A 12395-nucleotide genomic window follows, 5' to 3' on the forward strand; every position below is an offset into this window, starting at 1 on the left:
TGTCAGCTGCACTGACGGCTATCAAAAAAATATGCATCCGGGAAAGGTCCGGCTTTTAACTGTTGCAGCCACTGTTGTGCCTGCTGCTTACTGGCGGTAGGACCAACAAGTAAGCGAAAAATTCCACTGCCGGGCTGTATTTCGCTGGGTAATGCCTGCTCTTGGGCTAAGCGCTGCTGTAATTGGCTCAGCCGTTTACTGTCACTGCTGGCCAATACCTGAATAAAACAGCTGTTGTTGCCTGGCGTTGTGGTACCGGCATACATAGCAGGCGATTGTAACAGTTCGAGCTGAACTCTGGCTGTACCTTGCTTTAACATGCCAATTTTATGTGCGGCCGAGTAGGATAAATCAATAATGCGGTCACGGTGAAACGGGCCACGATCATTCACCCGTACTATGGCCGACAGATTATTATCCAGGTTAGTAACGCGCACATAGGATGGCAGCGGCAGCGTTTTATGCGCGGCTGTCATGGCAAACATGTTGTAGGTCTCGCCATTGGAGGTCAGATGGCCGTGAAATTTATTACCATACCAGGATGCTATACCAATTTCGGTATGGGTGGTGCTGTCAATCAATGGCGAATAGTGCTGGCCAAACAGGGTATAGGGCTTATTGCCGCCGCGGCTTAATGGCTCGGCTTTGGGCTGTGGGTCAACCATCTCCAGCATGGTAGGCAGGCGGGTTGGAATGCTGTCTTTATCCTGCTGATAGCGGCCAGCATTGGGCACAGGTTCTACAGCTCGGTTATACGTTGACGAACTGCTACAGCCGGTAACAACAACACTAAGCAATGCGATAATAAATGCGTATTTCATCAGGGCGTTGCCAACATACGTTTATGAGTGCCAATCGACATAATAATACCAAAAGCCGCCATCAGCGTGACCATAGAAGTACCACCATAACTAATAAGAGGTAGCGGTACGCCAACAACCGGTAATAAGCCGGATACCATGCCGATATTAACAAACACATAGACAAAAAAGGTCAGGGTCAGGCTACCGGCGACCAGCTTGCTGTAGTTGTCCTGAGCACGGCTGGCGATGATCATACAACGGCCAATAATAAACAGATAGAGGCCGAGCAGAATCAATACACCGGTTAAACCCAGCTCTTCGCTTATTACCGAGAAAATAAAGTCGGTATGACGCTCGGGCAAAAACTCCAGTTGTGACTGGGTACCCTGTAAATAGCCCTTACCGTCAAAACCACCAGAGCCGATGGCAATTTTTGATTGGATAATGTGATAGCCCGAGCCCAGCGGATCGCTTTCCGGGTTTAAGAAAGTCAGCACCCGCTGACGCTGATAATCCCGCATTAGAAACAGCCATAGCACAGGTAAAAAGGCGCCAATCAGGGTGGCAACCAGGGCAATAATACGCCAGCTCATGCCGGATAAAAACAGTACAAACACACCAGCAGTAGCAATCAGAATAGAGGTACCCAAATCGGGCTGTTTTGCAATCAGCAAGGTTGGTATGGCACACATTAAAAAGCCTAACAACAAATGCCAAAGCCTGGGCGGCAAACTATGTGAGGCAATAAACCAGGCCACGGCCATAGGTACCGCCAGTTTCATAATTTCTGACGGTTGAAATTTCATAAAACCTAAATCCAGCCAGCGCTGCGCACCCTTACCAACATGGCCAACCAGTAGCACCGCGACTAACAGCCCTAAACCGGCTAAAAACAGCGGCAGCGACCAGCGGCGGATCGTTTGCGGTTTAATTTGTGCCAGTGCGACTAACACTGCCAGGGCCACACCTAAGCGGATAACCTGTGCTTTCATCATCAGCATATTCTGGCCAGACGCGCTGTACATAATAAACAGGCCAAAACCTATCAGTGCCAGTAAGCCCAGCAGCAGTGGCCCATCCAGATGAAAAGCGGCCAGTTTGCTTTGTCGTGCCGTGGCGCGAAATGGCTCATTCATGCTGATTTACCCCGGCGGAGAAATAGTAGTCCATCATCTGGCGGGCAATAGGGGCAGCATTAGCCCCACCACCACCGGCGTTTTCCAAGGCTACCACTATCAGTATGGTGGGTTTGTCATAAGGGGCGTAGCCTATGTACATCGCATTATCGCGCAGTCGTTCATCAATGGCATCGGCGTCATATTTGGCATCCTGGGCAATAGCTGCCAGTTGGGCAGTACCGGTTTTACCGGCTGAATCATAGGCTGCACCCAAAAATGCCCTGTGCGCTGTGCCGCCGATATCGGTTACGGTTTTGTGCATTGTGTCCATCACCACCTGCCAGTTACGCGGGTTCACAACTTCAATCACCTGTTTGAGGGGGGGCGCCAGCACACTGCTTTGGCTATCGTCGCTAAAGGCGGTCACCATATGAGGGGTGGCAAGTTTGCCTTCATTTAACAGCACAGAAGTCGCCACGGCCAGCTGGATGGGTGTGGTGGTCCAGTAACTTTGGCCGATACTCAGCGGTACGGTGTCACCCGGGTACCAGGGCTGGTTGTGCCGGGCCCGCTTCCAGCCGCGCGAGGGCATCACGGCACTGCTTTCTTCGTGAATATCAATGCCGGTTTTTTCGCCAAAGCCCATTTTGCTCATATAGTCGGAGATACGATCGATGCCTAGCTTAATACCCATCTCGTAAAAGTAGGTATCACAGCTTTTAATCATCGCAGTGTAAACATCTACCCAGCCGTGGCCCCAGCGTAAGTGGTCACGAAAGCGATGATCACTGTTGGGCAGCATAAAAAAGCCCGGATCCCAGATTTTGGTTTGTGGTGTTACGGTGTTGGTCTCCAGCCCCAGCAACGCCAGATGGGGTTTGATGGTCGAGGCGGGCGGATAAGCCCCCTGCGTAACCCGGTTTATCAAGGGCCGGTCGCGCGAGTTTAGCAGCGCATTGTAGTTAGCCGAGCTGATGCCATGGACAAATAAATTGGGGTCGTAACTGGGGTTACTGTAAAACGCCAGCACAGCGCCGTCACGCGGATCAATGGCGACGATAGCGCCACGTTGTTGCTGCAGAACTTGTTGTGCGGTCAGCTGCAAGCCGACATCGAGGCCTAAATGAATATTTTGGCCCGATATGGCCGGCACCGAGCGCAACACGCGAATGGTGCGGCCCCGGTTATTCACTTCGACTTCCTGATAGCCCATTGTGCCGTGCAGCTCACGCTGATAGAAGCGCTCGAGGCCTATTTTGCCGATATCGCGGCTGGCAGCATAATTTGCGGCTTCGCCATCTTGTTCGAGCTGTTGCAGCTCGCGGCTGTTAATTTTGCCAATGTAACCGATAGCGTGGGTAAATAAATCGCCAAAAGGGTAGTGGCGGCTTAAGCGTGCCTCAACAGTAACGCCGGGAAAACGGTGTTGGTTAGCGGCAATAATGGCCACTTCAGTGTCGGTCAGCTGCTCTTTTAACGCTATGCTGTTGAATCGGCGCTGGGCGCGCACCTGCTTTAAAAAGTTGTCGGTTTGTTCTGGGGTGAGTGCAATCAGCTCTGCCAGTGCGTCCAGGGTGGCGCTCATATCGCTGACTTGCTCTGGCACCAGCTCAAGTGAAAAAACCGGCCGGTTCTCTGCCAGCAAAATACCACTTCTGTCGTAAATTAAGCCGCGGTTAGGCGCCATCGGCACCACTTTGATGCGGTTACCTTCAGAGCGGGTTTGATAATCCTGATATTTCACCACCTGCAATTGGTACATATTGAAGATGATGACAGAAAACAGCAGCACTACCACCAGCATAGCCACCACCGCCCTTTGGTTAAACAGGCGGGATTCGGCAGCAAAATCCTGAATGGCAACGCGCTTTTTTAACATCTTTACTCGCGGTGGTACGGATGGTTAGTACAAATACTCCAGGCCCGGTATAAGCTCTCTGCCAATACCACCCGCACCAAAGGGTGGGGCAGTGTCAGGGCTGATAACGACCATTTTGCCTCACTGGCAGCAATACAGGCGGGGGCTAGCCCTTCTGGTCCGCCCACCAGTAAGCAGACATCGCGGCCATCGCGCTGCCAGTCGGTTAGTTTGGCGGCTAACTGTGGGCTGCTCCAGTTTTCACCCGTCACTTCCAGCGTGACAATTTTGCTGCCACGTGGCACCGCTGCCAGCATTTTCTCGCCTTCCTGCTCTAAAATGCGTTTAATATCGGCATTTTTACCACGCTTGCCGGCAGCAATTTCAATCAGCTCCAAAGACATATCACGTGGAAAGCGCCGGGCATATTCTTCATAGCCGATTTGCACCCAGGCGGGCATCTTACTGCCAACGGCAATCAGTGTTAACTTCATCGCGACTTAGGCGCTCCAGAGCTTTTCCAACTGATAAAAACTGCGGCTGTCTTCCAGCATCACATGCACGACGACATCGCCCAGGTCCAGTAGCACCCACTCACCTGAGCTCTGGCCTTCAATACCCAGGGCAGCAATGCCGGCTTTTTTCACTTCTGCTGCCACATAGTCCGCAATAGACTTGGTATGACGGTTGGACGTGCCGGAGCAGATAATCATAAATTCGGTAACGCTGGATTTGCCGCGTACATCTAAGGTCACGACATCGCGGCCTTTCATGTCATCAATTTTGTCCTGAATAAAACTTACCAGCTCGGTTGTTTGCACCCTGATTCCTCTGCGCTTGAAAAAAGCGGCATTTTACCACAGTTTAATGGCAGCGATAGCCGCTACCGATAGAGTTGTCGACTTTGAATATAGTTCAATACCGCCGGATCTAAAGCTGGCGCTGTGCCGCTGCTGTGCAGTTGCTGACGGATCTGGCTGGCGCTGATGTCATTGAGCGGATTAGGCAGTAACAAAATAGCACCGGCCGCTTTCTGTTTCAGTGCACTCAGGCTATCAACCGCGTAGTGCTCAAGCAAATAGGGCGCGTCACCCTCTGTTTCCTGGTAGCAGGGGCGTTGGCACACCAGCAAGTGACAATACTGCAAAATACCCTGCCAGTTTTTCCATTGCCGAAAGTAGCACAAGGAGTCCATGCCGATAATAAAGTAAAAGCGGCTACCGGGTTCGCGATCAGAGAGTAGCTTCAGACTATCGACAGTGTAAGACGGCGTGTCTTTATTCAGTTCAAGCGGCTCCAGCGCCAATGCTTGGTGATGTTGTATTGCCAGTTTCACCATTTCGGCGCGTGTGGGGCCATCAACACCGGGACTGGCACGGTGCGCCGGTAAATGGCAGGGCATCAGTCGTACTTCGTCTAACTGACAATAGCGGCGGACAAAATCGGCACAGGCAATATGCCCTTGATGCACCGGATCAAAGGTGCCGCCCAGTATGCCCACTTCTTTAGTTCGCACAGCTTTAGTCATTACAGCTCTAGTCATCACAGACCTGTTGCAGCGAAAAGGTTTTGGCGACGGGTTTAATCATAAAACTGACCAGATGTGCCAGTGCAACATCGGTGTCGGGCAACAAACCCGCTTTATAAAGGCGATCAAAAGCCGCCAGCTCTTGCAATAAATAATCCAGATAAAGTAGCGAAAACCGCGCCAGGGCTTGCTGGTACAGGCTTTGGCGTTTGGGCCAGATGGCCATTTGTTTAAACTGCTCGCTAAGGTTGCCGCCTTGTTGCTGAGCTTGCAGCAGTTGGCGTAGCTGCGTGACTTCTTTATGTAACTGCCAGGCGATGATTACGGGCTCAGTGTCCTGCTGACACAGTCGCTGCAGCCGGTGCAGCGCTTCGTCTAACTGACCTTGCAGTATCGCATCGACTAACTGAAACACGGTAAAGCTGGAGTGGTCAGCTAAAAACTGGCTTAACGCTGTGGCATCTATAGGCGCAGGCAACTGGCTTAACGCCAGTTTTTCCAGCTCCTGCCGTGCGGCTAACAGGTTACCGGCACAATGTTGTTGTAACAGGCTCAGTGCATCGCTGCTAAGTGGCAGCTGCAGCATACGGGCGCGTTCACGCAGCCATTGCAGACTTTGCCGCTCATCCAGCGGGTAAATCGGCACCTGCACGGCCTGCGGCACCAGTTGTTTAAACCAGGCCAGCTTACTAACATCGCTAAAACTGCGCTCGCCATGAATAAGCAGAATAATATCGCTGTGTAGCTGCTGTGGCAGGGCTTTTAATTGCTCATTGGCTTCGCTGCTCAGCTTTTGCTGCACCAGCTCCAGCTCTATCAGGCGCCGCTCGGCAAACAGCGACATCGCATTTAGCTCATTGGCCAGCTGCTGCCAGTCAAACTGTGCATCGGCGGTCAGGCTGATGCGCTCGGCAAAGCCCTGCGCTTTGGCGCCGGCACAAATGGCATCGATCGCTTCGAGTTTTTGTAGTGGCTCTTCGCCAAACAGCAGATAACAGCCTGCCAGCGGGCCCTGAACGTGTTGTGGCAGTTGGTTGGCGTAGAGTTTTTGCATCAACTGTTGCCAACGCCCATTACTGTAACCTGGATAGCTGGCGTAATATGCGGTTGGCTGCCTGTTGGCGCAATTCGCCCAGCAGCAGCTCCAGCTCTTTAGCTTTGGCCAGAGCCTGGTTAGGGTCGTCCTGATAATCGCGGTACAGCTCAAACTGATAGGGCTGAGCTTCAGCGTTTGGCATGGTTAAGCGGTACTGTACTTTGTAAATCAGCTCGTATTCGGCTACCTGACCGTTGGGGAACAACGACAGGGTGCGCCGCTCCAGCGAGTCTTTTACCAGCTCCAGCACCGGGGCGTCCTGTTGGTAGCTGTCCAGCAAGGTCACTTTGTTGTAGCTAAAGCGTGCTTTAACCAGATCAGCGAGCTCAGAGTGGCGCTCACTTTGCACATAAATAGCCGGAAAGTGGCTAAGCGGCAGGTCGCCGCGTAGCTTAAAGCCGCAACTGCTAACAAGCAGTGCGGCCAACACCATTAACAGTGTGGTAAGGCGGGCCATATCAGCCCACCACCAGGTTCAGTAACTTGCCCGGCACGTAAATGACTTTACGAATGCTGACACCCTCAAGATGACGGCTGACATTCTCGTCGGCTTTTGCTGCCGACAGTACGTTGTCTTCCGAGGCATCGGCGGCGACGGTGACTTTGCCGCGCACTTTGCCGTTAACCTGCACCACCACCAGTTTTTCATCTTCTACCATAGCGGCCGCATCAGCTTGTGGCCAAGGCGTTTGCTCTATGCTCTTGCTCTGGCCCAGTTGCGCCCACAGGTATTGTGCTACATGCGGTGTAATCGGGTTTAACATTTGTAGCAGCGCCAAGATAGCTTCCTGCATCACGGCGCGGTCGAGCTCAGTGGTCAGGCTGGCTTTTTGCAGTTTGTTGCTTAGCTCCATAATGGCGGCTATAGCGGTGTTAAAGGTGTAACGGCGGCCAATATCGTCTGACACCTTGGCAATGGTTTTATGCAGTTCACGGCGCAGGGTTTTCTGCTCGTTATTTAGCGCTGACAGGTCCAGTTGGCCAACAGTACCTGCAGCGGCAAAATCGCTTACCAGGGTATAAATACGCTTAATAAAGCGATGCGCGCCTTCTACCGCCGAGTCTGACCACTCCAGCGTTTGCTCTGGCGGAGCGGTAAACATCATAAATAAACGCACCGTATCTGCGCCGTATTGGTCAATGACTTTTTGTGGATCGATGCCGTTGTTTTTCGACTTGGACATCTTGCTCATACCGGCCGATTGCACCGGCTGGCCATCACTGTTCAGTACCGCACTGATGATACGGCCTTTGTCATCACGCTGAACGGTGACATCCGCCGGTGAAAACCAGACTTTACCGCCGTTATCAGTGTCGCGATAAAAGGTTTCAGCCAGCACCATGCCCTGACATAACAGGCGCTTAAATGGCTCGTCAGATTGCACCAAGCCTACATCGCGCAGCAGCTTGTGGAAGAAGCGGCTGTATAACAGGTGCAAAATGGCGTGTTCAATACCGCCTATGTACTGATCAACCGGCAGCCAGTAGTTAGCTTTGGCCGGGTCCAGCATGGCTTTGTCGTAATCGGGGCTGCAGTAGCGGGCGTAATACCAGCTCGACTCCATAAAGGTGTCGAAGGTATCCGTTTCGTGGAACGCTTCGCTGCCGTTATAGGTGGTTTTTGCCCAGCTCGGGTCGGCTTTAATGGGGGAAATTACACCGTCCATTACCACATCTTCCGGTAAGCGTACCGGCAGCTGATCTTCCGGTACCGGCACCTGGCTACCATCGGCCAGATTCAGCATAGGAATAGGTGCGCCCCAGTAGCGCTGGCGTGATACACCCCAATCGCGCAGGCGGTAATTTACTTTTACCTCGCCGCGACCCATGCCAGCCAGTTTGGCGGCAATGGCGTTAAAGGCGGCGTCAAAGTCTAAACCATCAAACTCGGCCGAGTTAATTAATACGCCTTTGTCGGTATAGGCGGCGTGTTCTAATGTCACGGCGCTGCCATCTGCTGCGGTAACCACTTGCTTAATAGGTAACTGGTATTTGGTGGCAAATTCATAATCGCGCTGGTCATGGCCCGGTACGGCCATAACGGCACCAGAGCCATAGTCCATCAACACAAAGTTGGCGACCCATACCGGCACCTGCTCGCCGGTTAACGGGTGCACGGCAAACAGGCCAGTGGCACAGCCTTTTTTCTCCATGGTAGCAAGCTCGGCCTCGGCCATCTTGCCGCCTTTGCAATCTTCAATGAAAGCTGCCAGTTCTGCATTATTGGCTGCAGCGTGCTGCGCCAGCGGGTGCTGGGCGGCAACCGCCACATAGGTTACGCCGTATAGGGTATCCGGACGGGTGGTATACACGGTCAGGCTCTGCGCATTGTTGGCCACGTCAAAACGGATCTCAACGCCCTCAGAGCGGCCAATCCAGTTTTTTTGCATGGTTTTTACCTGCTCTGGCCAGCCGTCTAACTGGTCTAAATCGGCCAGCAGCTCTTCGGCGTAAGCGGTAATTTTAATAAACCACTGCGCTAATTCGCGCTGCTCAACCAAAGCGCCTGAACGCCAGCCGCGGCCGTCAATAACCTGCTCGTTGGCCAGTACGCACTGATCTACCGGGTCCCAGTTCACGGTGGCCATTTTTTTGTATACCAGGCCTTTTTCGTACAGCTTGGTGAAAAACCATTGCTCCCAGCGGTAGTACTCCGGCTTACAGGTGGCTACTTCGCGGCTCCAGTCGTAGCCAAAGCCTAAGCGCTTTAACTGGTTTTTCATGTAATCGATATTTTCGTAAGTCCACTTAGCCGGGGCGGTTTTATGGTTAATGGCGGCGTTTTCCGCTGGTAAACCAAAGGCGTCCCAACCCATAGGCTGCAGTACATTTTTACCTTGCATGCGCTGAAAACGGCTAACTACGTCACCTATGGTGTAGTTGCGCACATGGCCCATATGCAAACGCCCGCTGGGGTAGGGAAACATCGACAGACAGTAGAACTTTTCTTTACTGTTATCTTCAGTCACTTTAAAGGCGTTGCTCTGTTCCCATTGCTGCTGCAGTGCCGTTTCAATCTGCTGCGGGTTGTATTGTTCTTGCATTCAGGTCTTCCGAAAAAGGGGGGTTAGTACAGCTGCCGTCAAGGTGGCAAAAAAGTGGCTATAGCATACCGCAGAGCCGTTGTTACAACAACCAGCAGCGTATTGTCTATACTGGTTTTAAACCCAAGGAGACGTTATGGCCGATTTTGTCAAGAAGTACCAACATTGGCTGGCAGAGTTTAGCCAAAGCCTGAAGCAAACCGAGCAGCAACAGCTGACTAATCTGGTTGATGTCATCGAGCAGCTAAAAGCCTATGTGAAGGCCGGAAAAGACTTAAGCGCTTACGAAACCACGCTGTTTATCGAAACGCTAAAACGTCAGTGGCAAGAACATAGTGAAGACAAAGCAGCCGAGCCGGATAGCCTGCCGTCGCTGTGGCCCGAAGCATTGTGGCAGGAGCTAAGCAGCATCACCGACAAAAGCCAGCTGGAGTGGCAGGAGCTGGCGCAAGATTTTAGCCACCAGGGCGTGTATTACCAGGGCGAAATGGTGGGCATGGGCCGTTACCGCTGCAGCCACTGTATGAGCCATATCGATTATACCCACCCGGCTGAATTGCTGGCTTGCAGCCAGTGTGGCAGCGTGCAGTTTTTCCGTGAGGGTTTGCCGGTATAGGCTTACCCTGGCACAACGCTGTTAAAGCTCGTGTTTTTTTGTTAGCATGCCTGCCCGTCAAGTGCGACTGTCGCAGTTTCTATGTCGCCTGCCTTACCCTAAGCGCAGGGTAAACTACCACTAAGGTTGAATATCGATAACGCCAGTTTTGTTTATGCTGCATGGGCGGCAGGCAAAACGCGGTGTTGCCGTGTTTTTTGCCGCTATGTTAATAACAATAATCAGGAACTGTTGGCACTACCATGCACAAGCTCACTTTATCTCACCTTTTTTTACTGTTACTGGCGGTTTTTGCCCCGGGCGTGCTGGCCGCTGTAGGGCCGGTTAGCCTTACCCATAGTCTTACCGGCTTTATTGCCATCGGTATTTTTGTGTTGGCCTATGCGCTGGTCATGATGGAAGAAAAAATTCATCTGCGTAAATCCAAGCCGGTTTTGGTCGCTGCCGGTATTATTTGGGGCATGATCGGCTGGCAATATGTACAAGCCGGCATGCCGGCAGCGTCAGAAGCGGCGTTTCGCCACACCCTGCTAGAGTTTGCCGAGCTGATGCTATTTTTGCTGGTCGCCATGACCTACATCAATGCGCTGGAAGAGCGCCGGCTGTTTGACGTGCTGCGCAGCTGGATGGTGCGTAAAGGCTTTAGTTACCGCCAGCTATTCTGGCTAACCGGCGTACTGGCGTTTTTTATCTCTCCGATAGCCGATAACCTGACTACCGCCCTGCTGATGTGCGCCGTGGTAATGAAAGTTGCCGAGGGCGACAAAAAATTTATTAATCTGTGCTGCATTAATATCGTCGTTGCCGCCAATGCCGGTGGCGCCTTTAGCCCCTTTGGCGACATTACTACGCTAATGGTATGGCAGGCCGGCTTATTAAACTTTACCGAGTTTCTGGTGTTATTTGTGCCATCCCTGGTGAACTATCTGGTACCTGCTGTGGTGATGAGCTTTTTCGTGGAAAAACGCATGCCGCAAGCAGCCGAAGATGATATCGAGCTTAAACGCGGTGCGCTGCGCATTTTAACGCTGTTTTTATTAACAATTGCCACGGCGGTGGCGTTTCATACCGTAGTGCACCTGCCGCCGGTGCTGGGCATGATGACCGGCTTAGGTTACTTGCAATTTTTTGGCTACTTTTTGCGGGTTACACTGCCGGGTTCTTTGGCACGCAAACGGGCGCTGGCCGAGCGCGAGGGCGACATGGAGCGTATTCGTGCTTTAGGCCAGGTAGTGCCGTTTGATGTGTTTAGCCGGGTCTCGCGCGCCGAGTGGGACACCTTACTGTTTTTCTACGGTGTGGTGATGTGCGTCGGCGGGCTTGGCTTTATGGGCTACTTAGCCATGATGTCAGACTTATTGTATACCCAGTGGGACGCCACCTGGGCCAATGTGGCGCTGGGGCTTATTTCCGCCGTTATTGACAATATTCCGGTGATGTTTGCCGTGCTTACCATGCAGCCAGACATGTCACACGGCCAATGGCTGCTTATTACGCTGACAGCCGGTGTCGGTGGCAGCTTGTTGTCTATCGGTTCAGCCGCTGGTGTGGCACTGATGGGCCAGGCACGGGGTTACTACACCTTTGCCGGCCACTTAAAATGGGCGCCGGTGATATTGCTTGGCTATATCGCCAGTGTGCTGGCGCATTTATATTTAAACGCCGGTTTATTTGACGTTTTTGGTAAAGCTGCCGGGCACTAAGCCCGGCTAACTTCAAAGGACTTTTATGTCGAAAAAAGTATATTGTATTGCTCAGTTTCTGCCTAAACCCGGCAAAGCCGACGAGTTGTTTAAGGTACTGCAAAGTTTAGAGCCCAACAGCCAGCGCGAAGATGGCTGCCTGCAGTATATCGTTACCCGGCAAATCGCCAGCCCCTTTGCCGAAGGCAAAAGCTTCCCGATCGCTTTTAACGAAATCTGGGCTGACTTAGCCAGCTTTGAAGCGCACTGTCAGCGCGCCGAAATAAAGCATTTCTTTGAAACTTATTGCCTTGCCGAAACCGGCTTGGCCGCCGACTGGAATGTGTGCATTTACAGCGACGAACCAGCTAACTTCGACGCGCCAAAACTGGCATAACCGTTACAGCAAAAAACCTGCAACAGCAGGTTTTTTGCTGCCTGCTGCATGGCGAATCGCATCAGCATCTCGTTGTATTTTTTACAAACGGCCAGTAATGTAAGGCGCATTAATTTTACAAGTACGGGTTAACCGGTATTTAACTACAGGGTTACCCGCCGAATAAGCGTTAAGGCTCCGAGTTACCCATGATCAGTAGACACCTTCTATAGTTAGGTATCGTACCTGACACTGAGGTGCAAGATGGCCAGAC

12 protein-coding genes are annotated in these 12395 nt (G+C 52.2%); 3 read left to right on the top strand and 9 right to left on the bottom strand.

Features of this window, described 5'->3' with window-relative positions; translation table 11 throughout:
• Window positions 1-2: 2 nt before the first annotated feature.
• The 9 genes from ABGI61_RS10235 to leuS form a co-directional block, all read right to left on the bottom strand.
• Window positions 3-821 carry a septal ring lytic transglycosylase RlpA family protein gene (locus ABGI61_RS10235; protein ID WP_347600700.1) on the bottom strand — a complete coding sequence of 273 codons (819 nt, stop codon included), beginning with the start codon at window positions 819-821 and terminating at the stop codon, window positions 3-5.
• Window positions 821-1939 carry a rod shape-determining protein RodA gene (rodA, locus tag ABGI61_RS10240; protein WP_347600702.1) on the bottom strand — a complete coding sequence of 373 codons (1119 nt, stop codon included), beginning with the start codon at window positions 1937-1939 and terminating at the stop codon, window positions 821-823. The genes ABGI61_RS10235 and rodA overlap by 1 nt, the downstream gene beginning before the upstream one ends.
• Window positions 1932-3800, bottom strand: a complete 1869-nt coding sequence (gene mrdA / locus ABGI61_RS10245; RefSeq protein ID WP_347600704.1) for a penicillin-binding protein 2 — start codon at window positions 3798-3800, stop codon at window positions 1932-1934. Before mrdA ends, rodA begins: the two co-directional genes overlap by 8 nt.
• 2 nt (window positions 3801-3802) lie before the next feature.
• The gene (gene rlmH, locus ABGI61_RS10250; protein ID WP_347600706.1) at window positions 3803-4273 is read right to left on the bottom strand and encodes a 23S rRNA (pseudouridine(1915)-N(3))-methyltransferase RlmH; all 471 of its coding nucleotides are present in this window, start codon (window positions 4271-4273) and stop codon (window positions 3803-3805) included.
• A 6-nt stretch (window positions 4274-4279) separates the two neighbouring features.
• On the bottom strand, window positions 4280-4600 hold the full coding sequence (gene rsfS / locus ABGI61_RS10255; protein ID WP_008223899.1) for a ribosome silencing factor: 321 nt from the start codon (window positions 4598-4600) through the stop codon (window positions 4280-4282).
• A gap of 62 nt (window positions 4601-4662) precedes the next feature.
• Window positions 4663-5307: a nicotinate-nucleotide adenylyltransferase gene (gene nadD / locus ABGI61_RS10260; RefSeq protein ID WP_347600708.1), complete on the bottom strand. Its 645-nt coding sequence runs from the start codon at window positions 5305-5307 to the stop codon at window positions 4663-4665.
• A 7-nt stretch (window positions 5308-5314) separates the two neighbouring features.
• Window positions 5315-6361, bottom strand: a complete 1047-nt coding sequence (gene holA / locus ABGI61_RS10265; RefSeq protein WP_347600710.1) for a DNA polymerase III subunit delta — start codon at window positions 6359-6361, stop codon at window positions 5315-5317.
• A gap of 19 nt (window positions 6362-6380) precedes the next feature.
• Window positions 6381-6860, bottom strand: a complete 480-nt coding sequence (locus tag ABGI61_RS10270; protein ID WP_347600712.1) for an LPS-assembly lipoprotein LptE — start codon at window positions 6858-6860, stop codon at window positions 6381-6383.
• 1 nt (window position 6861) lies between these two features.
• Window positions 6862-9447: a leucine--tRNA ligase gene (gene leuS, locus ABGI61_RS10275; protein WP_347600714.1), complete on the bottom strand. Its 2586-nt coding sequence runs from the start codon at window positions 9445-9447 to the stop codon at window positions 6862-6864.
• Between the two features lie 136 nt (window positions 9448-9583).
• On the opposite strand from leuS, the gene ABGI61_RS10280 reads away from it, so the two are divergent.
• The 3 genes from ABGI61_RS10280 (at window position 9584) to ABGI61_RS10290 (ending at window position 12142) form a co-directional block, all read left to right on the top strand.
• Entirely contained in the window at window positions 9584-10063 is a 480-nt protein-coding gene (locus ABGI61_RS10280; protein WP_347600716.1) for a zinc ribbon-containing protein, read from the top strand.
• A gap of 242 nt (window positions 10064-10305) precedes the next feature.
• Window positions 10306-11766 (top strand): sodium:proton antiporter NhaD, encoded by a 1461-nt coding sequence (nhaD, locus tag ABGI61_RS10285; protein WP_347600718.1) that lies wholly within the window; start codon window positions 10306-10308, stop codon window positions 11764-11766.
• A 25-nt stretch (window positions 11767-11791) separates the two neighbouring features.
• Complete coding sequence (locus tag ABGI61_RS10290) at window positions 11792-12142, top strand: putative quinol monooxygenase (protein ID WP_347600720.1); 351 nt, start codon at window positions 11792-11794, stop codon at window positions 12140-12142.
• Window positions 12143-12395 lie beyond the last annotated feature (253 nt).

The sequence above is a fragment of the Rheinheimera fenheensis genome (assembly GCF_039871805.1).
In the GTDB taxonomy this organism is placed as follows: Bacteria; Pseudomonadota; Gammaproteobacteria; order Enterobacterales; family Alteromonadaceae; genus Alishewanella; species Alishewanella fenheensis.